At 30.8% G+C, this 25,210-nt stretch carries 23 protein-coding genes; 21 read left to right on the top strand and 2 right to left on the bottom strand.

The features are described 5' to 3' along the window. The first annotated feature begins 160 nt into the window (after window positions 1-160). From QM017_RS07655 to QM017_RS07640, 4 genes are all read left to right on the top strand, one after another. Complete coding sequence (locus QM017_RS07655; RefSeq protein WP_282709366.1) at window positions 161-1,612, top strand: glycoside hydrolase family 1 protein; 1,452 nt, start codon at window positions 161-163, stop codon at window positions 1,610-1,612. 1 nt (window position 1,613) lies between these two features. Continuing rightward, a complete protein-coding gene (locus QM017_RS07650; protein ID WP_282709365.1) occupies window positions 1,614-2,909 on the top strand; it encodes a PTS transporter subunit EIIC in 1,296 nt (431 codons plus the stop codon). A gap of 237 nt (window positions 2,910-3,146) precedes the next feature. Beyond that, entirely contained in the window at window positions 3,147-3,359 is a 213-nt protein-coding gene (locus tag QM017_RS07645; protein WP_282709363.1) for a hypothetical protein, read from the top strand. A gap of 21 nt (window positions 3,360-3,380) precedes the next feature. After that, window positions 3,381-3,614 carry a DUF2922 domain-containing protein gene (locus QM017_RS07640; protein ID WP_282709362.1) on the top strand — a complete coding sequence of 78 codons (234 nt, stop codon included), beginning with the start codon at window positions 3,381-3,383 and terminating at the stop codon, window positions 3,612-3,614. Between the two features lie 103 nt (window positions 3,615-3,717). On the opposite strand, the gene QM017_RS07635 is transcribed toward QM017_RS07640, so the two are convergent. Both QM017_RS07635 and QM017_RS07630 read right to left on the bottom strand, forming a co-directional pair. Next, window positions 3,718-4,446: a hypothetical protein gene (locus QM017_RS07635; protein ID WP_282709361.1), complete on the bottom strand. Its 729-nt coding sequence runs from the start codon at window positions 4,444-4,446 to the stop codon at window positions 3,718-3,720. Window positions 4,447-4,539: 93 nt separating this feature from the next. Next, window positions 4,540-5,640, bottom strand: coding sequence for a hypothetical protein (locus QM017_RS07630; protein ID WP_282709360.1), 1,101 nt, complete (start codon window positions 5,638-5,640; stop codon window positions 4,540-4,542). A gap of 366 nt (window positions 5,641-6,006) precedes the next feature. Here QM017_RS07630 and QM017_RS07625 point away from each other — a divergent pair, with 366 nt between their 5' ends. Genes QM017_RS07625 through QM017_RS07545 form a run of 17 tightly spaced genes read left to right on the top strand, consistent with a single transcriptional unit; the run spans window position 6,007 to window position 25,210 of the window. Then, entirely contained in the window at window positions 6,007-6,948 is a 942-nt protein-coding gene (locus tag QM017_RS07625; protein WP_178196848.1) for a GDP-mannose 4,6-dehydratase, read from the top strand. Window position 6,949: 1 nt separating this feature from the next. After that, entirely contained in the window at window positions 6,950-7,996 is a 1,047-nt protein-coding gene (locus QM017_RS07620) for an NAD-dependent epimerase/dehydratase family protein (protein WP_282709359.1), read from the top strand. A gap of 21 nt (window positions 7,997-8,017) precedes the next feature. Next, window positions 8,018-9,250 (top strand): nucleotide sugar dehydrogenase, encoded by a 1,233-nt coding sequence (locus QM017_RS07615; RefSeq protein ID WP_282709357.1) that lies wholly within the window; start codon window positions 8,018-8,020, stop codon window positions 9,248-9,250. 15 nt (window positions 9,251-9,265) lie between these two features. Continuing rightward, on the top strand, window positions 9,266-11,137 hold the full coding sequence (locus QM017_RS07610) for a nucleoside-diphosphate sugar epimerase/dehydratase (protein ID WP_282709356.1): 1,872 nt from the start codon (window positions 9,266-9,268) through the stop codon (window positions 11,135-11,137). Between the two features lie 16 nt (window positions 11,138-11,153). After that, window positions 11,154-12,200: a GNAT family N-acetyltransferase gene (locus QM017_RS07605; RefSeq protein ID WP_282709355.1), complete on the top strand. Its 1,047-nt coding sequence runs from the start codon at window positions 11,154-11,156 to the stop codon at window positions 12,198-12,200. A 24-nt stretch (window positions 12,201-12,224) separates the two neighbouring features. Then, on the top strand, window positions 12,225-13,316 hold the full coding sequence (locus QM017_RS07600) for a hypothetical protein (protein ID WP_282709354.1): 1,092 nt from the start codon (window positions 12,225-12,227) through the stop codon (window positions 13,314-13,316). Then, entirely contained in the window at window positions 13,313-14,047 is a 735-nt protein-coding gene (locus QM017_RS07595) for a sugar transferase (RefSeq protein WP_282709353.1), read from the top strand. Before QM017_RS07600 ends, QM017_RS07595 begins: the two co-directional genes overlap by 4 nt. Continuing rightward, complete coding sequence (locus tag QM017_RS07590; protein ID WP_282709352.1) at window positions 14,044-15,165, top strand: ATP-grasp domain-containing protein; 1,122 nt, start codon at window positions 14,044-14,046, stop codon at window positions 15,163-15,165. The genes QM017_RS07595 and QM017_RS07590 overlap by 4 nt, the downstream gene beginning before the upstream one ends. A gap of 24 nt (window positions 15,166-15,189) precedes the next feature. Further along, window positions 15,190-16,359, top strand: a complete 1,170-nt coding sequence (locus tag QM017_RS07585) for an aminotransferase class I/II-fold pyridoxal phosphate-dependent enzyme (RefSeq protein WP_282709351.1) — start codon at window positions 15,190-15,192, stop codon at window positions 16,357-16,359. A gap of 2 nt (window positions 16,360-16,361) precedes the next feature. Beyond that, window positions 16,362-17,498 (top strand): glycosyltransferase family 4 protein, encoded by a 1,137-nt coding sequence (locus QM017_RS07580; protein WP_282709350.1) that lies wholly within the window; start codon window positions 16,362-16,364, stop codon window positions 17,496-17,498. Between the two features lie 49 nt (window positions 17,499-17,547). Next, window positions 17,548-18,558, top strand: coding sequence for a glycosyltransferase family 2 protein (locus QM017_RS07575; protein ID WP_282709349.1), 1,011 nt, complete (start codon window positions 17,548-17,550; stop codon window positions 18,556-18,558). Between the two features lie 23 nt (window positions 18,559-18,581). After that, window positions 18,582-19,727 carry a glycosyltransferase gene (locus tag QM017_RS07570; protein WP_282709348.1) on the top strand — a complete coding sequence of 382 codons (1,146 nt, stop codon included), beginning with the start codon at window positions 18,582-18,584 and terminating at the stop codon, window positions 19,725-19,727. After that, window positions 19,720-21,093, top strand: a complete 1,374-nt coding sequence (wzy, locus tag QM017_RS07565; protein WP_282709347.1) for an O-antigen polysaccharide polymerase Wzy — start codon at window positions 19,720-19,722, stop codon at window positions 21,091-21,093. The genes QM017_RS07570 and wzy overlap by 8 nt, the downstream gene beginning before the upstream one ends. After that, window positions 21,081-22,007, top strand: a complete 927-nt coding sequence (locus tag QM017_RS07560; protein WP_282709346.1) for a glycosyltransferase — start codon at window positions 21,081-21,083, stop codon at window positions 22,005-22,007. The genes wzy and QM017_RS07560 overlap by 13 nt, the downstream gene beginning before the upstream one ends. Window positions 22,008-22,051: 44 nt before the next feature. Beyond that, window positions 22,052-23,140, top strand: a complete 1,089-nt coding sequence (locus tag QM017_RS07555; protein WP_282709345.1) for a hypothetical protein — start codon at window positions 22,052-22,054, stop codon at window positions 23,138-23,140. A gap of 18 nt (window positions 23,141-23,158) precedes the next feature. Further along, on the top strand, window positions 23,159-24,166 hold the full coding sequence (locus tag QM017_RS07550) for a glycosyltransferase family 8 protein (protein WP_282709344.1): 1,008 nt from the start codon (window positions 23,159-23,161) through the stop codon (window positions 24,164-24,166). Window positions 24,167-24,169: 3 nt separating this feature from the next. Next, entirely contained in the window at window positions 24,170-25,210 is a 1,041-nt protein-coding gene (locus QM017_RS07545; protein ID WP_282709343.1) for a glycosyltransferase family 2 protein, read from the top strand.

Below are 25,210 nucleotides of genomic sequence, written 5' to 3'. Positions count from 1 at the left end.
AAAGAAAACGTAAACAAAAACAATAAAATTATATATTTAATCGATTTTTAGGTTTAAAAACAACAAAAAGGCGAATTTATGTGTTTTTAAAACTCAAGTTGTATGTTAAAATACAAAAGTAGTATTTTTTATTAGTTTTTGTATTAAAAGGAGTGAGCGTATGAAAAAAGACTTTTTGTGGGGAAGTGCTACGGCTTCATATCAATGTGAAGGTGCATGGAATGAAGACGGCAGAACTCCTTCATTGTGGGATGTATATCTGCACGAAAATAACTTAGAAAACGGTGATGTAGCATCTGATTTTTATCATCGCTATCGTGAAGATATCACTTTGATGAAAGAATGTGGCCAAAAAACATATCGTTTTTCGATTTCTTGGAATCGAATAATAACGGATTTGCAAGGAACATTGAATCCTAAAGGAATCAAGTTTTATCATGATGTAATCGATGAATGTTTAAAAGCTGGTATCGAACCATTAATTACGATTTTTCATTGGGATTTACCAGATTATCTAGAAAAATTAGGTGGTTGGTTGAATCGTGAAACAATCACGCATTATGTTGATTACTGCCGAGTACTTTTTGCAGAGTATGGTGCTAAGGTCAAATTATGGGCAACATTTAATGAACCACGTTACTACGTATTTAGTGGATATTTTATTGGCAATTACCCACCAGGATTAAATGATGCTCAAAAAACAGCACAAGCTGCATATAATATGATGTTAGCTAATGCACGAGCTGTTGAACTTTATCATAGTTTACATTTATCAGGACAAATAGGTGTAGTACATAGTTATGGCCCAATTTATGGCATTGATGATACGCCTGCAACAAGACAAGCAATGAGAGATGCTGATAATTATTACAACAACTGGATTTTAGATACTGCTATCTTAGGTTATTTTCCTGAAGATTTGTTGACTAAGTTGAGCTCATCAGGAATCAAGCTAGATTTTATTGAACCAAATGATCGAGCAGTTTTTGAAAAAAATACGGTCGATTTTATCGGGTTAAATTATTACGCACGCGTAATGATTGCGCCGTATCAAGGTGGCGAAACTATTTTAAAGATTAATAATAGTGGTAAAGCAGGTAAAGGAACTAGCAAGATTGTTGTTAAAGATTGGTTTGAACAGATTTTTGATTTACCAGACACAGAATATACGGATTGGGATACCGAAATTTATCCGCAAGGGTTATACGATGGAATAATGATGGCGTATGAAAAGTATCAAGTTCCAATTTATATTACCGAAAACGGGGTTGGCGCTTATGAAGATGTAACTAAAGAAGAAATCAATGATGATTTCCGAATTAGTTATTTAAGTGAACACATTGATGCAATTATGCGTAGTATCAAAGATGGAGCCGATGTTAGAGGTTATTATGTTTGGTCGACAATGGATTTATACTCTTGGAAAAATGGTACAGAAAAACGCTATGGTTTAGTGGCGGTTGATTTTGAAAATGGTTGTCAAAGAAAGAAGAAAGCTTCCTATTACTGGTATCAAAAAGTATGCCAGACAAATGGGGCAGTGATTGAAAGCAAGCGAGAATATAACAAGAATTATTTGAGTATGTGGGATTTGAATAAGGAGGGCTTGTAGCATGAATTTTAAAGCGTTTGGAAGCATGGTTGAAGCTAAAGTGATGCCGTTGGCTAACAAGATGGGAAATCAACGTCATTTGTTAGCGATTAGAGATTCATTTATCAGTTTACTTGCAATTAACTTGATGGGCGGGGTTTTTGCAATCTTGAAGTCACCGCCTGTGACTGAAAAAACGACGAATGGCTTTTTGTTGATGTGGCAAAATTTTGCCGAAAGTAATGGTGTATTACTAAACTGGTTGTATGCTTTTACGCTTGGGGCGATGTCATTATATATTTGTTTAGCTTTAACACACTTTTTAGTTAAATCCTATAAAATTGATACAATCATTCCGATGTTATTGTCATTAGTAGGGTTTATGGTGTTAGTGACTTTCCCTGTTAAAATGACATTTGAAGCTAATACTTTAAACTTTACCTACATTGATGGTAAAGGAATTATTCCAGCAATGTTGATTGCGATTGTGACTGGTGAGTTATACCGTTTGATGATTCAAAAGAACTTTGGGAGAATCAAATTGCCTGATAGTGTACCAACGAGTCTATCTGCGGTTTTTGCTTCGATGGTACCAGGAATGGTGTTGATTTTACTTTACACTATTATCTATGCTCTCTTTAAAACAACAGGACAAAGTATGCCAGAATGGTTCTTTAGTGCAATTTCACCAGCTTTTAAATTAGCGGATAGTCTACCTTCTGTTATTTTAATCTCTTTAATAGTTCATTTCTTCTGGTTCTTTGGAATTCACGATGCTGCTTTGGCTGGAATCTTGGGACCGTTGCGTGATGGTAACTTGTCTGTGAATGCTTCGGCGCATTTAGCCGGTCAACAAGTACCATATATCTTTACGACTTCTTATTATGTCTACTTTATTATTATCGGCGGAGCAGGTGCGGTCTTAGGGTTGACGATACTATTATCAGTTTCTAAAATTAAACAATTGAATGTCGTAGGACGTTTGGGCTTTTTACCGGCTTTATTTGGGATTTCAGAACCGATTATCTTTGGGGTGCCATTGATGCTTAATCCATTGTTCTTTATTCCGTTCTTGTTAGCACCAACCGTAAATGCAATTATTACGTATATATTGATGGATATTGGGATGATCGCTAAGACATTTTCGATGGTTTCGTGGAACATGCCGTCAATTTTTGGGGCATTCTTTGCAACCTTAGATATTAAGGCTAGTGTTTTGATTGTAGTCTTGATTATTATTGATATGTTGATTTATTATCCATTCTTGAAGATTTACGAAAAACAATTGATTGAAAATGAAAAACTTGATGTAAAATAGCATATATCTAAAACATCCTCTTAGGGGGGTGTTTTTTTGTACAAAAATTTTTTAACTACCTTTTTGCTTACACCTTACCTAAATCCTTTAAAATTAGCGTTTTTTAAGCTTTTAATATTAGTGATGCAGGGAAATTAGTGTTTGATGCATCTCAAAAAAGACTTGCCTAAGTTTTAAGATAGATAATGTTCAAAGGCCTAAGAACAGAAACTTAAAACAAGAAGGGAGCTAATTACAATGAGTAAAGCTTGGAATAAGACAACAATCAGTATTGAATCAAAGGTGGACGCAGACAATAGTCGTAAACGTTCTTACAACAATGTTGTTGAAGGAGCTAGCGATGACAATGTTTTAGCTTTTGCCGAAATAATCGCTGAGTTGACTGGTCAAGAAACAATCAATGTAACAACGACCACAGTTGAAACTTTAGCAGCTGATGTAGAAGAATAATTTTAAAGGAGGAAAAAGATTATGAAGATTTTAGATTTAGGATTTCGTTCTAGTGTTAAAGGTAGCGTACACCATCTAAAGCTCAATTATGTTGATTCTGATTTGGATAAAGCAGCAGTACAACAAGCCATGCAAAAGATTGCGAGTTTGAATATGTTTGCTGATAAATCTGGTGATCAGATTTATGCTAAGCCTGTATCTGCTTCATATATTGATGAACAAGAAACTGTTTTGTTTGATGAAGATCAAGATTAGTACAAAAGAATAACGCTCTAAACAGCCGTGGTATCCAGTGGGTGCCACGGTTTTTTAGTATAAAAAACTGGTTAAGCCTATGCCTAACCAGTTTTTCTTTAATTTAATTTAATTTATCATATAACTTAACTATTTCATGACAGATTTCTGTTAAGTATTCATCTGACAGATTATCTCCACTACTGCGATAGACGGCTTTAGTTATGGTTAACAGCCATGAGTGCATGAATGCATGTAGTGAAACAGATGGTTGATTATCTAAGCTCCAACGCAAAAGTTGTGGAGGTAAGTCTTGTTTTATTGGACATTGCTTTAACATTTCGGTACTTAGAGCTTGTAAGACATCATGAATCTCTAGTGCATTTTTAAAGTTAGTCAAAAAAGAAGTTTTATTAGCTTCGATCAGATAGGATTGTTTTGTTTCTTTAGCAGTCAAGCATAAGGTAGTGCTGTTTGAAAAGTTAAGATCAAAGACATTACCCAACATTATCCAACTAGTCGAGTGTCTAGTATATCCTCCTAATGGTAAGAGAATGGTAGAGCCAAAGACATAAGGAACTGCTACTTTAGCGTTGATTTTTAGTAAATTTAAGACGCTTTTAGCGAGTAGTAAGCCGATTGGTTGACGGTCTAAAAATTGGTTGATTAGGCGAGCAGTCTCTTTATTAGAAACAAGCATCCGTCCGTCGCTTTGAATTAATAACGACTTGGCCGTTGATTTGTTAAGAGCACGACAATCGATAATTAAAAGTGTTTGCTTGCTAATACCAGCCTCTTCGTCTACTAATGCTGTGTCAACGAGGTTGGCTAAATCTGTTGTAATATTAATCATAATTTTGCCTTCTTAATTATTAAAATTATTAACCGGTTAACAAAGCACATTATATAAAGAATGGGCAAATTATTTTTTTATAAGTCATTTATGTTAAAAATTGATTACGATTACATTTTTAGACTTGTTTTGTGCTAGCCACAGATAATCTAAGCCACAAAAGATACTACGCAAGGTCTGAGGCGAAAAATTAGGAATCTGTGAAGACAATGCATACTGTAAGAACTGCTCTAGTGTTAAATTATGCACAGAGTCAAACTTGTGAATAACAGTCGGTTCAAAAAGATATTCTTGTTGTAAAACCTGCTTAAGCGGTAAAGACAATAAGTTGGCCAAAATATGATAGTTTTGATGATAAAGCGTCACGACTTGTTGATGTGTAAAAGGAAACAACAAGTATTTTAATAAACAAGTATAGATGTCTGCCAAGACAGGATTAGTAGTTGAAGGCAAGGCTAGGTGTTTTGGCTTAAGAATGCAGGTAGTATAATATTTGCGATTAAGACATATTGTCAGTATCTGATTGTTAAAATCAAAGCTCAATAGATCTTCATTAGTAATAATTTTTTTAGCGTAGAGCTCAGCTTTTAAAGCCTTGAAATTCTTTAAACTAAGGGCTGCTGTTAATAGCTGATTGAGATTGATATGTGAAAAGTAGTTTTGCCAAGTCAATTCAGGAACAATTTCAGTAAGCTGACTAAAAGAAGTAATCTTTTTTCCCATAAATAAATTAAGTTCGCTAGTAACTTGATGATAAAAATCCCTATAATAAGGAAGAAATGAGTGTGTTTGTTGCAAAAAGCTGCGTAATTGACTGATAGTTTTGATCTTAGCCTTACCTATTTCTGTTTCTAAGTCATAGTACTTACGGAAGTTTCTTACTAGAATCTGATAAGGCAAGTCTTCAAACCAGTGCTTATGGTAATTGTGAATGCTAGGCAGATAAGGCATGCTGGCTTGTTTGATATCGCTAAGATTATTTAAATCGATGCGATGCAAGTGAGGGACGGTTTCAGCTAAGCGCCATTGAATCTCATAGACAGAATCAAGAGATAGACGAGTATAGTTGAAGATATCGAATAAGTCATGTTTATACCAAGCCTGCCATGTTTTTATTTTTTGATCGATGAAAAAACGTTTAATCCAAGGCCATTCTTCGTCAGGAATGGGCGATAAAATATTGGTTTTAACCAAGATAATCACTCCTAAGAAAATATTCATTAATTTTATTATAAAAAACTTTGATTATTTTAAAAGCGCTAACTTTATAAGTAGAATTAGCGGTTTACAAAAATTGCAAAAAAAGTTAGAATAATAGGTAAGTTTTATTCATTGAAAAATAAACTTTTGAGATAAAAGATTTGAGGAAGATACAATGAAAGTAATTCGTTACATAGAAACGGTCGTCTCTAGTCGGCCCGTCATAAGTAAAGAGAAATATACAAAACCGCAAGATTGAGAAACGATTTATTTAGTCAGTATTTTGCCTAGATAAATCAGCTTTTGATTTTGTGGTTTTTTTGAGAAATTGATGTATATGTGAAACGAGGGATATACGGAATGGCAAAATATTTAATTACAGGCGGAGCGGGCTTTATTGGTTCGAATTTTGCATACAAGGTAGTCGAAGAAGGTAATGAAGTTGTAATTGTTGATGATTTATCAATGGGGCTTTTAAGAAACATCGAAGACTTACCAGAAGATAAATGTACATTTTATAATGAATCCATAACTAATTATGATTTTATGACTAAATTGTTATTAAAGGAACGTTTTGACTATATCGTTTTATTAGCTGCTATAGCTAGTGTAGCTGACTCTGTTGCAAGACCATATGATACCCATCTTGTTAATCAAGAGGCTAATATCCATATTTTAGAAACAATTCGAAAATATGGAATTCCTGTTAAAAAAATTATTTTTGCTTCATCAGCAGCTGTTTACGGCGATGATCCCGAACTCCCTAAGAAAGAAACTTCTCCCATCTGTCCGTTAACTCCTTATGCAATTGATAAATTTGCAAGTGAACGGTATGTTTTAACTTACGGACGCTTATATAACATTCCAACAGTAGCAACACGTTTCTTTAATGTTTATGGACCAAAACAAAATCCTAATTCACCTTATTCAGGCGTCTTATCAATTATCCAAAATTGTTTAGTCCGAGATAAAACATTTACTTTATACGGTGATGGTAAACAAACTCGTGACTTCGTTTATGTTAAAGATGTGATTAATGTTTTAGATCTTTTATTAAAAACAAAAGAAGCCTGTTGGGACGTCTATAATGTCGCAACAGGTGTAAGTAGTGAACTTAATGATGTTATTTATGCTTTTGAAAAAGCGATGGATAAAAAGTTAAATGTAGAATACAAAGAAGCTCGCACGGGAGATATTAAAGATTCTGTAGCTGATATTAGTAATTTGAAAACTTTAGGATACTCGCCTAAATATAGTTTATTAGACGGATTGACAGAATATACGAAAATGGTGGTTGATTAAGATGCAAAAGATTTCTTTAGATAATAAGACAATCTTTGTTACAGGTGTAGCAGGGTTTATTGGTTCTAATTTAGCCAAAAGATTATTACAAGATTTTAAGGTTAAAGCAGTTGTTGGAATTGATAACTTAAATGACTATTATGATGTTAATTTAAAAAACGCACGGTTAAAAGAACTAGAAGAATTTAGCAATTTTTATTTTATTAAAGGAGATTTAGCTGATAAGCAAGTTATCGAACGAATTTTTGAAGAATATCAACCAGAAATTGTTGTTAACTTAGGAGCGCAAGCTGGCGTAAGATATTCGATTATTAATCCAGATGCTTATGTTGAGGCAAATTTAATTGGCTTTTATAATATCTTAGAAGGTTGTCGTCATCATGAAGTTAAACATTTAGTTTATGCTTCGAGTTCTTCGGTATATGGCTCTAATAAGAAGGTACCTTATTCAACGGATGATCAAGTTGATAATCCAGTTTCATTATATGCAGCCACTAAAAAATCTAATGAGTTAATGGCGCATTCTTATGCAAAACTTTATAATATTCCGGCAACTGGCCTACGTTTCTTTACGGTTTATGGACCAGCCGGACGGCCAGATATGGCATACTTTGGGTTTACAAATAAATTAATTAAAGGTGAAAAAATTCAAATCTTTAATTATGGCAATTGTAAACGAGACTTTACTTATATTGACGATATTGTCGAAGGTGTTATTCGTGTGATGCAAGGAGCACCCGAAAAGAAGAATGGAGAAGATGGACTACCAATTCCACCATATGCAGTTTATAACATAGGAAATAATCATCCAGAAAATCTATTAGATTTTGTCCAAATTTTACAAGAAGAGTTGATTAGAGCAGAAGTTTTGCCAAAAGATTATGATTTTGAAGCTCATAAAGAATTGGTGGCAATGCAGCCGGGAGATGTGCCTGTAACTTATGCAGATACTACTCCTCTTGAAAGAGATTACGGCTTTAAGCCACAAACACCATTACGTGAAGGCTTGAGAAAGTTTGCGGAGTGGTATAAGAAATATTATATGTAAAGATGAAATGGGAGTTTTCTTATGAAAATCGCAGTTGCTGGGACCGGTTATGTTGGTCTATCAATCGCAACCTTATTAGCACAAAAACATGAAGTTTATGCTGTTGATATTGTGCCAGAAAAGGTTGAATTAATTAATAATAAAAAATCACCGATTCAAGATGAATATATTGAAAAATACTTAGCTGAAAAGCAATTAAACTTGACCGCTACTTTAGATGCTAAAGCAGCTTATCAGGATGCTGAATTCGTTGTTATTGCAGCGCCAACTAATTATGATAGTCAAAAGAACTTTTTTGATACATCAGCCGTTGAAGCTGTTATTAAATTAGTGATGGAATATAATCCTAATGCAATTATGGTTATTAAATCAACGATTCCAGTTGGGTATACCAAGATGATTCGTGAAAAAACAGGAAGTCAAAATATTATCTTTAGTCCAGAATTCTTACGTGAATCTAAGGCTTTATACGATAATTTATATCCATCACGAATTATTGTGGGGACTGATTTAGCTGATGAAAACTTAACTGCTAAAGCTAAACAATTTGCCCAATTGCTACAAGAAGGGGCTCTTAAAGAAGAGATTGAAACATTAGTAATGGGCTTTACTGAAGCAGAAGCAGTTAAGTTATTTGCCAATACTTACTTAGCCTTGCGTGTATCTTACTTCAATGAATTAGATACATATGCCGAACTTAAAGGACTAGATACTAAACAAATTATTAATGGGGTATGTTTAGATCCACGGATTGGTGATCATTATAATAATCCATCTTTTGGTTACGGGGGCTATTGCTTACCTAAAGATACCAAGCAATTATTGGCTAACTATCAAGATGTACCGGAAGAATTGATTGAAGCGATTGTTGAATCAAACCGCACTAGAAAAGATTTCATTGCTGATCAAGTTTTGAAAAAAGCCGGATACTATTCAGATAATAGTTCATGGGCACAAGATGCAGAAAAAGAAGTTGTTATTGGTGTCTATCGTTTAACAATGAAATCTAATTCCGATAATTTCCGCCAGAGTTCGATTCAAGGTGTGATGAAGCGAATTAAGGCCAAAGGCGCACAAGTCATCGTTTATGAACCAACGCTAGAAAACGGAACAACATTTTTTGGAAGTAAAGTTGTCAATGACTTAACGACTTTCAAAAAACAATGTGATGCGATCATTGCCAATCGATATGATAGTTGCCTAGATGATGTAGAGGTTAAAGTTTATACGAGGGATTTATTTAGAAGAGACTAAAAAGGATGTTTTAAGATGACAAAAAGAGAGTTAAGGAATATGATGCCACGGAGTCGGGCACTAATCTTTATTTTTACAGATATTTTAAGTGTGATTGTGGCATATTTTTTTGCGTTATTAGTCAGGTTTGATCTAGTTTATTCACATATTCCAAGTCAATACTTATTGGCTTTTAGACATGCGATGCCATATTGGTGTATTATCACAATTTTTGTTTTATTTTGTTTTAGACTATATCACAGCATTTGGACGTATGTTAGTGTAGCCGAGTTATATCGGATGATTCAAGCTTATCTAGTGTTAATTCCAGTTTATTTTGGCTTAGATATGTTATTACATCTACATATGCCACTTTCTTGGTACATTTTAGGGTATATTTTCGCCTTCTTAGCACAATTTGGGATTCGGGTATCATATCGTTTAGCGCGCTTATTATATATTCGTCATGAAAGTAATGGCACGCAACCAAGTACAGGTGATCGGGTAATGATTGTCGGTGCTGGTTCAGCAGGAAGTATGTTATTACGTGAGTTTAACAATAGTACACAATTGAATAGTAAAGTTGTCTGCTTGATTGATGATAACTTAGAAAAAGTTGGGCGTTTATTAAATGGAGTGCCAGTTGTTGGCACACGTTATGATATTGTTGAAATGGTGAAAAAGTATCAAGTTAATCGAATTGTAATTGCGATTCCACGAGCTAATACACAAGAGAAAAAAGCTATCTTAGATATCTGTAAAAAGACAGGGTGTCGTTTACAGATTGTGCCAGGATTATATCAGTTAATTAATGGTGATGTTCGGGTTCAAAAACTGCGTGATGTAGAAATTTCTGATCTTTTAGGGCGTGAACAAGTTAACATTAATAATGAAGAAGTCTTAAAGTTTATTAGTGGTAAAAATGTCTTAGTTACTGGTGGGGGCGGCTCCATCGGAAGTGAGTTATGCCGTCAGATTGCCGCTCATAGTCCTAATCAACTGATAATTTTTGATATCTATGAAAATAATGCTTATGATATTCAACAAGAATTACGCCGGAAATATCCAAATTTAAATTTAGTGACGCTAATTGGCTCTGTTCGTAATACTCATCGTTTAAATACAATCATGGAAAAATATCAACCAGAATATGTTTTCCATGCGGCAGCACACAAGCATGTGCCATTAATGGAAGATAGTCCTAACGAAGCTGTCAAAAATAATGTGATGGGAACATACAAAACAGCTAAGGCTGCGGCAGAACATGGAGTTAAGAAATTTATCTTGATTTCAACTGATAAAGCTGTTAATCCAACGAATGTGATGGGAGCAACTAAACGTATCTGTGAAATGATTGTGCAGATGATGGATCGTAAATATGCCAATACTGATTTTGCCGCCGTACGTTTTGGTAATGTGTTAGGTAGTAATGGGAGTGTTATTCCGTTGTTTAAAAAACAAATTGCTGAAGGTGGTCCCGTGACGGTAACAGATAAAAATATCATCCGTTACTTCATGACGATTCCAGAAGCAGTTTCGTTGGTCTTACAAGCTGCTAACTATGCGCATGGAGGCGAAATCTTCGTCTTAGATATGGGTGAACCAGTCAAGATTGATGATATGGCACGCAACTTGATTCGTTTATCAGGTTATAAACCAGATATTGATATTAAGATTGAATATACCGGGCTTCGTCCAGGTGAAAAGATGTATGAAGAACTCTTGATGGATGAAGAAGGCTTGACCGATACTGAAAATAAGTTGATTCATATCGGCCATCCAATTCAAATGGATGATGAATGGTTCGAACAACAAATCCATAAACTAGACGAAGCAAGTAAAAACGATAGCGAAGATATCAGAAAACTTGTGGCAGAAGTTGTGGATACGTATAAGTATAAGAAATAGTTAAGAGGATAGAGATATGATTAAACATTACACATTAGAACAAAGCGAAGAATGGGATAATATAGTTAAGTCTTTTGAGAATTATGATGTCTATTATTTATCAGGATACGTTAAGGCTTTTGCATTACATGGTGATGGTGAACCGATGTTGGTGTATTTTGAAAGTAAACAAAAGCCTAAAACACGTGCGATTAATGTGATTATCAGACGGGATGTAGCTGATCAAGATGAATTTAAAGGTATCTTGAATAAAGGTGAATATTTTGATAGCACGACACCATACGGTTACGGAAGCTTCATTATCGAAGGTGAAAATGTTGAAGAATTAGAAAATGAGTACAAAAAGTTTTGTTATAAGCAAAAAATCATTTGTGAGTTCGTAAGATTTCATCCGTTGTTAGAAAATTGGAATAAACTTGAAGATTTCTATGAAACTACTTTGTTAGGTAATACGGTTTATATTGATACAACGTCAGAAGAAACGATTTGGCAAAATATGATTAGTCAATGTCGCAATAAAATTCGCAAGGCTACTAAAAATGGCTTGAAAGTTTATTGGGGAAGATATCCAGAAATTATCGATGATTTTATGGCTATTTACAATGAGACTATGGATAAAGATAATGCAACGGATTATTATTATTTTAAACGTAATTTTTATGAAAGCATTTTAGATGATTTAAAAGATCAAGCGATGTGGTTCTATGCTAAAAAAGATAATGAAATTGTGGCCAGTGCAATTTTCATGTTTTGTAATGGCAATGTTCATTATCATTTATCAGGAGCGAAGCGAGAATATCAAAAATTTGCACCAATTAATCTAATTTTAGCAGAAGCTGCGTTGTGGGCATGTAACCATGGATATAAAAAATTGCATATGGGCGGTGGCTTAGGTGCTCAGGAAGATGATTTGTATAAATTTAAAAAGTCATTCAATCGCCAAGAAGATGCGCAGTTTTATATTGGTAAGAGAATTTGGAATCAAGAAAAATATGATTATTTAGTGAATAATAGAATTGGCTTGGATCAGAACTGTTCGTATTTTCCACTGTATCGAGGATAATAATTTATTGGAGGTTAGGTTGATATGCAAAGAGAAATAGGGAGTAACTTCGATCTTAATCCTAATATTTTTAAAAACGAAGAAAACCATTGGAGTTTGGAAAATCTTGGGTTATTTGGGGCAGATAGTGTATTAATGTCAACTGGACGCAGCGCTCAGGCCTTAGTAATAGATGAAGTAGAGCAAAGAAATCCGAGTTTACAAAAAAAAGTTTTAATTCCATCTTTTACTTGTGAAACAGTTATTGAACCATTCATAACAAAAGGATATGAAATTTCGACATATTCAATTAATGAAAAATTAAATGTGAATAGAGATATATTTGAAAAGGAAGTTCTTGAATCAAATGCTAGTATTGTTTTAATACATCAATATTTTGGTTTTCAAACAATGAAAGGATTGGATGAAACAATATATAGATTGTCAGCAAGGGGAATAGTTTTCATTGAAGATAGGACACAGTGTTTATATAGCGATTTTGCGGTATTGCCTGTGGACTATATTGTAGGTAGCATAAGGAAGTGGTCTTGCTTACCTGATGGAGGATTTGCAATTTGTTGTACAGGAAAATTTAAAAATAAACCTACGCATCGTGATACAAAACTAGAATATGAAAAAATTGAAGCTTTTAAGAAAAAATATAGTTACTTACATCAAAATTTAGGTAGTAAAGAAGAATATTTAAATCTTCTTAAAAAAGCAGAACATACATTAGAAAACCAAAATGAATATTATTTGATGAGTGAATCGGCTATAAAAATACAAAAAAGGCTAAACATAGAAGAATTAAAGAAAAAGAGGATATTAAATTATAATTATCTTTATAATCATTTAATAGGGATAGAAAACATAAATATAATAACTCCTAAAATATATGAGGATGAAGTTCCTTTGTACATTATGTGCCTAGTTAATAATAGAGATGAATTTCAGTTTAAATTGAGTGAGAATCAAATATACGCTCCTATTGTCTGGGAACAGTCTATAAAATATCATGTGGAAATATGTAATGTAGCGCAAGAATTATATAATTCTGGAATATGTATACCTATTGATCAACGATATGATATTGATGATATGGAAAGGATAATATCGTGCATAGAGGAGATTTTATGAAGAATTGGAAATCGCTAGAGAAAAAGTATGGGGTAAAAAGACATATTTATAGACTATTTTTTAAAAGATTGTTTGATATTATTATTTCTTTTATTGGAGTTGTATTGTGTATTCCGATATTTTGTATAATTATTGTATTAGTTAAGATAAATCTAGGAAGTCCTGTATTTTTTAAACAAAAACGAGTAGGAAAAGATGAAAAAGTCTTTGATATGATTAAGTTTAGAACTATGTTAGATGCAAGAGATGAGGATGGAAATCTTCTGTCTGATGAGCAGAGATTTACTAGATTTGGAAATTTTATGCGGACTTCAAGTTTGGATGAATTACCGGAACTATGGAATGTTTTAAAAGGAGACATGAGTTTAGTTGGACCCAGACCGTTATATCCTGTTTACTTGCCATATTATAAAGAAAAAGAAACTTTGAGGCATTCTGTTAGAGGAGGGATTACTGGATTAGCACAGGTTAATGGTAGAGCTTTGTTGAAGTGGGATGAACGGTTTGAAAAAGACGTAGAATATGTGAAGAATATGTCTTTTTTTAATGATATAAAAATAATATTTTTAACTTTTTATAAGATAGTGAAAAAGTCAGATATTGGAATTCCTAGTGTTGAAGATGAAGTTGAACTAAACTTAGCAAGAAAAGTAGAAAGACCAGAATATTTAGATATTGAATTTAATGATGTGAATTACATGAAAAATAATGGAAAGAGGAAAAACAATTGAATAGAAAAAGAATAGTCATCCTTGGTACAAATGAATATCAAAATCCATTAATTTTAAGAGCTAAAGAATTGGGTTATGAAACCCATGTTTTCGGTTGGAAAACAGGGAATATTGGGGAAAAAACAGCAGATTTTTATCATAATGTAAATATTTTAGACTATGATGCATTATGGGAAAATGTTTCCAAATTGGGCGCGGTAGGAGTAGTTTCAATTGCTTCAGAGGTAGCTATGCCGGCTGTTCATTATTTGTTGCGTAAAATGAATATACCATGTAATAGTAAAGAAACTGATGACATTGCAACTAATAAATATTTAATGAGATGTGCGTTAAGAGATGCAGGAATTCCGGGGCCTAAATTCATGCTCATCGAAAATATTTTGACTGATTACAGTTTGGTGAAAGATTTCAAATTCCCCTTGATTGCTAAACCGATTGATTTAAGTTCGAGTCGAGGAGTTGTTAAGATTGACAATCTTGATGAATTAAATCAAGGTATTGAGTATGCTTTAAATTGGTCAGAAGAAAAAAAAGTTATTTTGGAAGAGTATATAGGTGGTCAAGAATATAGCGGAGAAAGCATTGCTTACAATGGAAAGTATAAGTTGTTGACAATTACTGAAAAGACAACAACTGGAGCACCACATTTTGTAGAAACAGGACATAGACAACCTGCTAATCTTAGTGAAGAAATGTTTAAAAAAGTAGAAGAGCGATTATATTCGGCATTTAAAGCAATGGGAATAAAATATGGAGCTGTACATCCAGAATTTAAAATTACTGAAGATGGCGAAATAATGTTTATGGAAATTGGTGCTAGAATGGGCGGCGACTGTATAGGTTCGGATTTAGTTCCCTTATCAACAGGCTATGATTATATGGGAATGGTGATTTCGATAGGATGTGGTAAAGCGCCAAGTTTTGAGTTGATTGGTACACCAGGTACTTCTGAAATTAAGTATATTATTAATGAACAGGATTTAGAAGAATTTGAATATATAAAAAATAATAGTCCTGAAAAAATATATAGATATAGTGAAGATATTCATGAATTGAAGAAGAATTCAGAAATTTTGAAAAGTGCTGATAGACCAGGATATTATATAATGAAGTATTAAAATTTTGAGGAAGAAGTAATAATCATGGAATTTAAGAAATTTGATCAAAAAATTTGGTTGTCATCTCCTACAATGCATGGTGACGAAGAAAAGTATGTTAAAGAAGCATTTGATACTAACTGGGTGTCTACCATTGGGGCTAACTTAAATCAATTTGAAAAAGGTATGCGCGAATACATAGGAATTGGCCATTCAGTAGCGCTATCTGCAGGCACGGCTGCTTTACATCTAGCTGTTAAGCTAGCTGGTGTTAAGCCAGGAGAAAAGGTTTTTTGTTCAGATATGACATTTGCTGCGACTGTTAATCCGGTTGTTTATGAAAAAGGTGAACCAGTCTTTATCGACTGTGAACGTGATACATGGAACATGGATCCTGTTGCCTTAGAAAAAGCCTTTGAAAAATATCCAGAAGTTAGAGTTGTTGTTGTTGCTAACTTGTATGGAACACCAGCCAAATTAGATCAAATTCAAGAAATTTGTGAACGACATGGTGCTATCTTAATCGAAGATGCTGCTGAATCTTTAGGTGCAACTTTAAACGGACGCCAAACTGGTACTTTTGGTCAATATAATGCCATTAGTTTTAACGGTAACAAGATTATTACGACTTCTGGTGGTGGGATGTTGCTATCAGACGATCAAGCCGCAATCGATAAAGCACGTTTTTGGTCAACACAAGCACGTGAAAACTATCCATGGTATCAACATGAAGATATCGGTTATAATTATCGGATGTCTAATATTTTAGCCGGAATCGGACGTGGACAATTACTTCACTTAGATGAACATATTGCACAAAAAACAGCTATCTATCATCGCTACAAAGAAGGCTTAAAAGATTTACCGATCACGATGAATCCATACATGGATAATATGCAACCTAATCACTGGTTGAGCTGTTTATTGATTGACGAAGATATTTTCAACGGGACAAGTCAAAAGTACAAACAAGTAAAACCAATGATGATTCAAGAATTATTGATGAGCTATAACGTTGAACCACGTCCAATCTGGAAGCCAATGCATATGCAACCAATTTTCTTGCGTAATAAATATGTTAAAGCAGACGATTGTATCGACGTTGGGGCAGATATCTTTGCTCGTGGTCTATGCTTACCAAGTGATAACAAGATGACGGAGCAACAACAAGACATTATTATTGAAATGATTAAGAGTTGTTTTGAGGAGAAATAAGAGTGACAGAAATAAGTAAGAAAAAAATTCTTTTTGTTTCATCAGTTAGTGATTTTTATAAATTTATTTTAAATAACATGAAAATCTGTTTAGATTTGGGAATGGATGTATCGTATGCATGCAATTTAAATACCCGTGCAGGAGAAGAATTGAAACAAGTCTGTACAAATTTAGGCATTCATTTATATCATGTAGAATTTGCTAGAAGTCCATATAGTAAGCAAAATATCAAAGCTTATAAGCAATTAAAAGAATTAGTTGAGAAAGAAAATTTTGATATTTTAGATACACATACACCAATGGCAAGCGTAATTTCAAGATGGATTTGTAAAAAAAGAGATATGAAGATTATGTATACTGCTCATGGTTTTCATTTTTTTAAAGGAGCACCATTAAAAAATTGGTTATTATATTATCCAATTGAAAAATATCTTTCTAAGTATACCGATATTCTAATTACAATTAATAAAGAAGACTATCAAAGAGCAAAAGATAAATTTAAAATGAAACAATTAGAATATATTCCAGGAGTGGGAATTGATACTAAAAAATTTAGTATTTTAAATTTTGATAGAGATTTATATAGAAAAAAATTAGGATTAAGTATGTCAGATGTAGTTATCATATCTGTGGGAGAAGTAAATGCTAATAAAAATCACGAAATTATTATTGATGCAATTGCTAAACTAGATAATTGTAATATAAAGTATCTAATTGCAGGAACCGGAAATAAACAAATGGAGTTAAAAGAAAAGGTTTCTTTACTTAAATTAGATAATCAAGTTTGTTTTTTAGGGTATAGAAGTGATGTTCCCGAATTGCTTAATAGTTGCGATATATTTGCATTTCCTTCTATAAGAGAAGGATTAGGTCTTGCTGCGATTGAGGCGATGGCAGCGGGGCTACCTCTCATTACGTCAGATACCAGAGGAATAAACGATTATTCAATAGATGGGATTACAGGATATAAAGCAAAGTTTAATGATATAGAAAGCTTTTTACAGGGGATTAAAAATTTAGTTAGTGATAAAAATATGCAAGAAAAATTTGGTAAACATAATAGAAAAATTGCAGGGAAGTATGATATTAAGAATGTAGAAAGTATTATGTCACAAATATACATGAGTATTTTAAAGTAAAATATGGGATATTACAAGAAGAATAAACCTTATAATATAGGAGTAAAAAATGAAATTTTCTATAATTATTCCAGCATACAATTGTGCAAATACAATTGCTGATACAATTGATTCAATAAAAAAGCAAAATTTTACAGATTTTGAAATTATTGTAGTAAATGATGGATCTACTGACGCTACTATTGATGTTTTACAAGGAGATATGGAGAACATTATTTTGATAAATAAAGAAAATGGTGGTAGTAGTAGTGCGAGGAATATAGGATTAATGAAAGCAAAAGGTGAGTATATATTATTTGCAGATTCAGATGATATATGGAAAGAAAATTTGCTAGAAATAATAGAAAAAAAATTAATTAGAGGAATTGATTTATTAGTATTTGGGATAGAAAAAATTGTAAAAGATAAGGTGATAAATAAGAGTAATTTGGTAGATAAAATATATTCACGAAAAGAAGTAGTTGAAAATTTTGATGACTTACTGACTTTTGGAGAAATAAACAGTTCTTTTAATAAAGTTTATAAAAAAGATAAACTAATTAAAAATAATATTTTATTTGATGAAAATTTAACGCTAGGAGAAGATTTTCATTTTAATTTAGAATATATATTGAAGGCAGATAATATACAATATATATCAGATATTTTGTATGAATATCATGTTGATAATTCAACACTTACTAAAAAGTATATAAAAAATTTTTATAATGAAAGATGTTATTCATTAGAAAAGACTAAAAATATATGTGAGAGAAACAAAATAGAATATAGTTTTTATGATATTTCAAAAATAAAAATTGTGTATAGTTCGATTTTTAACTTACAAAATAAGAACTGTCCATATGTATATAGAGAAAAAATAAGGGAAATCAAACATATTAAGAGAGATTATGTAGAATATGTAGAAAATTCTAAAAGAAGTTATACACTCAATTGGTATTTTTATATTTTACAATTGATGTTATTATATTTTACACCAACAATATTATATTATGTAGCACTTATTTTAAATAAAGCTAGATACAAAATTTCAGTAAAAGATAGAGGTATAAGCATTTAATATAGGAAGTGAGATAACTTTAAATGGAAAAAATAAAAGTATTACAAATTGTTGGAAGCTTAAGAATAGGTGGCGCCGAGAATGTAGCAATGAATATTTATCGATATATTAATAGAGATAAATATGAATTTCATTATCTAGTATACGGTAAGGAAATTGGCGACTATGAAAGAGAAGTAGAAACAATGGGTGGAAAAGTGATCCATATTTCATATAAACCCAAAGTAATTGATTTAGAATATAGAAAAACATTGGAAAAAATAATTGAAAAAAATGGACCATATGATATTGTTCATGCCCATATGATGTTTCATAATGGGAAAATTTTTTCTAGTTTGAAAAAATATAACATACCTTTGAAAATAAGTCATGCACATAGTACAGATGATGGTTCTGAGAAAAATAACTTATTAAGAAAGCTAATTAGAAAAGTATATACTTATGTCGAGAGAAGGAACATATTAAAATATGCCAATTGTTATATTGCATGTGGTGATAAAGCTGGAGAATATCTTTATGGTAAGAAATTATATCATAGTCAAGGAATTTTAGTAAGAAATGGGATAAACATTGAAGAATATACGTTTAATTCTAATAATAGAAAATTTTTGAGAAACTTATATGGTTTAGAGAATAATATTGTTATAGCAATTATAGGACATTTAGAAATGGTTAAGAATCATAGTTACGCAATAAAGATTTTTAAAAACATTCATGATAAAATTCCTAATTCTAGATTATTGATATTTGGTGAAGGAAAATTAAAGAATAACTTACAACAACAAATATTTGATAATAATTTACAAGATGTTACAAAATTTATGGGAAATGTTAATAACGTCAATGAATGGCTCCAAGCTATAGATATTTTGTTAATGCCATCATTATTTGAGGGAGTACCTTTGACTTTGATTGAAGCTCAAACAGCAGGAGTAAGATGCTTTGTATCAGAAAATATTTCAAAAGAAGTTAAAATTACAGACTTACTCACATTTATTTCTATTGAAGAGGAAAATATTCAAGAGTGGACAAATGCTGTTGTTTCATGTAGGCTCGAGTATAATCGTAATTTATATAGTAAAAAAGTAATAGAAAAGGGTTATGGTATTGATGAAAACATTGATATAATTAAGAGAATATATAACTTTATTGGAGATAAAGATGAATAGAATAAACAATTTTAAATTGAAAAAAGAAACAATTTTACTGATATTTTTACAACTTATCTTTTGTATAATTATATTAAGTATTAAAGATTTAAAAATACTGACAGGTATATTGACTTGTTCATTAGGATTAGGATTATTGTCTATAAGGATTGAATCTGGATATTGGATAAGTTTTTCAAGTTTTTTTATTATTTTATCGTATCTATTACATGTAGGCAATTTATTAGTTGTATTATATTTTTCTTATCCATCATCGGAATATATTTATGCAAATAATAATATTATGTGTGAGAGTCTGTATTTAGTTCAATTGTTTCATACCTTTTTTATTATTGGTACAATAATAAGCATTAAGAAAAGAGTACCTTTAAAAAAAAAGAAACTATGTAAAATAAATAGAGAAAATTTATTAATGATAGGTATTATATGTACCGTTGTTGGAATAATTCCTAAAATATATATCGATGTTAATCAAATATTATTAGGGATTACTGAAGGATACAGAGCAACTCTAAGTATGCGATATGGAATATTAAGTATTTTAAATCAATTTTGTTTGGTAGGTATATTAATAATTTTATTTATATTGAAGAATAAAAAAATTGCTAGAGTGATTTTAGCTATTATAATATGTTGGGAAATATTTACAATGTTATCAGGTGGGCGTATATATAGTATTTCTTATATAATAAGTTTGGTATATATATATTGTTTAAGGATAGATCGGCCAAGTACTAAAGTTGTTTTATTAGGAGGAATAGGGGTATACGTTATTTGCTCTGTTATGAGTATTATTCCATTAATTAGAAAAGATGGATCAGGTGTTGATATAAATGCGTTTACACAGCTATTTTATGTTCAAAATAGCCCAATATTAAGTATGATTGCAGAGTTAGGTTCAACTTTAAAATCACTAGTATATAGTATTATAAATTTTCCTACACATAATAATTATGGTTATGGAAGTTCCTATTGGGAAACTATATTAAGTATATTTCCTGTTACAGAAAAGTTTACAGATCCTAAACATTTAACATTTATTTATGGATTTCTATATAATCCATATTTAGGTGGAAGTTGGTTAGGAGAAGTATATTATAATTTTTCTTATTTTGGATTTATTTTTTGTTATTTTTGGGGACGAATTTTAGGAAGTTTTGAAAAGATTTTCCTAATGGATGATATAAATAACGAGTATGTTAATTCATTATTAATACTGTGCTTTATATATCCAATAATTGTATATACAAGAGATTATTTTGCAAGATTTGCAACTAATATACAAGTGTTTGCGGTTATATTATGTTTATTTATTTTTGTACGATTAATATTTAGAAATAAGAGGATAAAAGTATGCCAGAAATAACAGTAATTCTTCCTTTGTATTCTGAAAGTTTAGATTATGCAAAAAAAGCTATAGATTCAATTTTATTACAAGAATTTGTTGATTTTGAACTATTACTAATATTAGATAATCCTCAAAACTATGAGTTATTAAATTTAATAAAAAATTATAAACATAAAGATTGCAGAGTTAGGTATATGATAAATTGTAAGAATTTAGGATTAGCAGCAACTTTGAATAGGGCTATTTCTGAAATTAATTCAAAATATATAGCGCGCATGGATGCTGATGATATTTCTAAGAAAGATAGACTAATAAAGCAATATAATTATATGACAAACAATAGGGAAATTGGTATTTGCGGTACTGCAGTAGAGTATATAGATAAAAATGGTAATTTCATATTAGAAGATAATATATTGCCTCAAAATATAGAAAAATCTTTAAAGTATAAGAATTGTATGAATCATCCAACGTACTTTGCACAGACGATAGTTATGAAAAAAATTAAGTATAGAGAAGATCTGAAATATGCGCAAGATTATGATTTTGTTTGTCGCTGTGTTGAAAATGGAATAAAGATAGCTAATATGAATGAAAAATTGTTATTTTATAGGCTAGAGAGGAATTCACCTAGAAAGCAAGTATATCAAAATATTACTGCATATTATATTAAAAAGTTTTATAGAAAAGGTAATTTATCTATACAAAAAAATTTAGGCAATATTATACAAAATGATATAAATAAGTATGGTGAAGAAAATTTAATTGAATTGGCAAGTATGAGAAATTTTATAAAAGATTTAGTAAGTAGTCATAATATTAAGAATATATTTAAAAAAATAAAAATGCTATTTTATGTACATCCATATAGATTTGATCAACTTAAAAGCAATATTTTGTTTAAAGTAATGAAAATAGGTGACTTTTTATGATGTTTTTTTTATCACGATTGAATAATGTTCTAGAACGGGAAAGATTGAAAAAAGAATTTTCTAAATATAATAAAAGTAAAACTTTTTATTCGGAAAGGAAAGTTATTGAGTATTTATCAAACAGAAAAATACAAAGCAATAAATATGAATTTTCTAATTCTGGTAAAATTAGTTCAATATATTCTGGAACCTATGCATGTTTATTGCAAGGAATGTATATAGGATATACAGAAAATGAAAGAAGAAAATGGATTGAATATTTTGATAGTCACCAAAGAGAAGATGGGTTATTTGTAGATAAAAACTATGATGATAGAAATTTTTTTAGTGAAAATGGTGGCTGGGGAGCTGAACATTTAGTACCGCATATATTAGTTGCATATGATAGACTCCAGGCAATACCTAAATATGAATTGAAGTATTTAAAAAAATATGAAATCTATAATACAAAGGATAATTGGTTAGAAAAATTAGACTATAGAAATATTTGGGGAAGTAGTAATCATATCATGAATCGAGTAGTAGCTATGCAATATGCTCGAGATAGATTAAGAATGGATTTTTCTGAATCAATCCAAACTATTGAAGAAATTTTGTTAGAAAAAATTAATCCTGAATATGGAATGTGGTTTGACGGGAAAGCAAACGATATTAATAGCCGAAACGAAATGATACGGGGAATGTATCATATTTTACCAATTTTTTACTATGATAATATTAAAACTCCTTTTGCTTCAAAAGCAATAGATCAAATAGTATTGTCACAAAATAAATGGGGAGGTTTTGATAAAAATATAGGATCTTCAGCATGTGCAGATATTGATGGATTGGATCCACTGTTAAGACTTTGGGTTCAAGAAAATGGTTACCAATATACTTCAGATATTAAAGAAGTTGTTGATAGAGCAAAGGAATGGATTATTTTTAATCAGAATCAAGATGGAGGCTTTGTTTTTGAGCGAAATAAAAAATTTAAGTACGGAAGCCAGGTGAGTTTAACGAGTGAAAAAGATGAAAGTAACTTATTTGCAACATGGTTTAGATGCTTGTCGCTTGAGTTAGTAGAAGACTTTTTTAGTCAAAATAGTCATTCAAGATTAATAAAAACAGTGGGGTATGAGTGTCCACTCTAGAGATAGGGATTATGAAGTATGGATTATAAAGATAAAATAATTATTACTATGGCTACAAATGATAATTATGTGGATATTATGCTAGTATCTATGGTATCAATATTAGTAAATAACCCTAAAGAATATATGGTTTTTAATATTATTGATGATGGGATAACAGAAAAGAGCATTGAAAAAATACAAAAAAAAGTATTATATGTATATCCAAATGTCGAAATTAATTATATAAATTTTACTCCTTATAAAATTAAATTAGAAACATTGATTCAAAAAGCAAATCCGCCATTGCCATTGATAACATATGCAAGACTATTTATTTCAGAAATGCTAAATAAGTATAATAAAACCTTATATGTCGATTGTGATACTGTATGTATAGGAGAAATCCGTTCACTGTGGGAAGAAAATTTAGACAGTTCGAAAATAATTTATGGTGTATTGGATACCGTTTCAGATAATATAAAAGAAGAAATAGGTCTTACTAAAGGTGATAAATATATTAATGCTGGAATATTATTAATTGATTTGAAAAAATGGCGAGAGAATAATTTTACTGAAAAAGCAATGGATTTTATACAAAAATATGATGGTAAGGTTATGCATAATGATCAAGGTGTAATAAATGGAGCATTTAACAAAGAGATAGAAATTATTGATATTAAATATAATTTGATGACCCCTATATTTATGATATCTAGGAAAAAAATATTACAATATTTTGATATGGAGAATTTTTATACAAACAAAGAAATAACTACAGCGAAAAAGCATGGTGTATTTTTACATTTTGTAAGATTTACCACTTCACGACCTTGGGAGAAAAAGTGTAGACATCCTGAGAAAAGTGAATTTATTTCTATTTGGAAAAAAGCTAAATTAGGTACTCTGTATTTTCAAGAATATAATATCTCAAAGCCAATTTTCTTTGGATATTTTTTATTAGAAAATACAACTTATTCTATATATAAGATGTATCTAAAAATTGTTGGGGTTGGGGCATTATTAAAAAAGCAATTAAGAGGTTAATGGATGAATGAATTAATAAGTGTTATTTTACCAGCGTATAATGTAGAAAATTATATAAATAATTGTATCACTTCTGTTATAAATCAAACATATACTAACATTGAAATCATTATTGTTAATGATGGTTCGACTGACAAAACAGGAGAAATAATTGAAAAATTTTCAAAAAAAGATACTAGAATTAAAGTGTGTAATAAAAATAATGGAGGAATAGCTAGTGCAAGGAATATAGGTTTAAAATGCGCAAAAGGAGAATATATTTGCTTTATTGATACAGATGATACTATAGAAAAAGATATGTTAGAGATATTATATACGTCAATTAAAAAAAATAATGCAGACATTTCGATAGTTAGGGTAGCTCAGTGTTTTGAAAATGGACGAAAAGAATATTTTGATTTTTCTTATGCTAAAGAGCAAGTTGTTGATTTAAATCAAGTTAATTGGTTGATCAAAGATGCCTCGATAGTTCATCCAGTATGGAATAAATTGTATAGAAAAAAGATAATAACTTTTGAATTTGACGAAGATATTCCTAGAAATGAAGATATTGAATTTAATGGAATGTTTTATGGCGTTGCTAAAAAAATGGTAATAAATAATGAAATTAAATATATGCAGTTACAACGAATGAGTAGTTTAACTCATAAGGATAGGAAGATATTTGAAGAAGTACAAACTTTAGAACGAGTTAAGAAAAAGTTATATCAATTTTATCAATTGAATTGTCCAGAAAGAAATGATTTTATTAAAAAATATATGGATTTTAGGTTAGATATTTTTTTAACAACAGTAGTTCCTGATTCCTCATCATGGGTAAAAAAAAGGCAGACCTTAATTTATTTACGAAAAAATTTTCCAGATTGGAAGTATACATTGGAACATGATATAAAATCAAGAAAAATCAATAAAAGTTTTAAATTATGGGGAAATTTATATAATAAACATTGCGATGTGCTGTTATATCAATACACGAATTTATCTAAAATTAAAAGATTATTATCAAGGAAAACTAATAATAAGAAAACTTCTATGTTTAAATGA

It is taken from the genome of Ligilactobacillus sp. Marseille-Q7487 (assembly GCF_949152225.1).
In the GTDB taxonomy this organism is placed as follows: Bacteria; Bacillota; Bacilli; order Lactobacillales; family Lactobacillaceae; genus Ligilactobacillus.
Note: the sequence above shows the minus strand (reverse complement) of the source record. Positions and strands in the feature narration are given on the sequence as shown.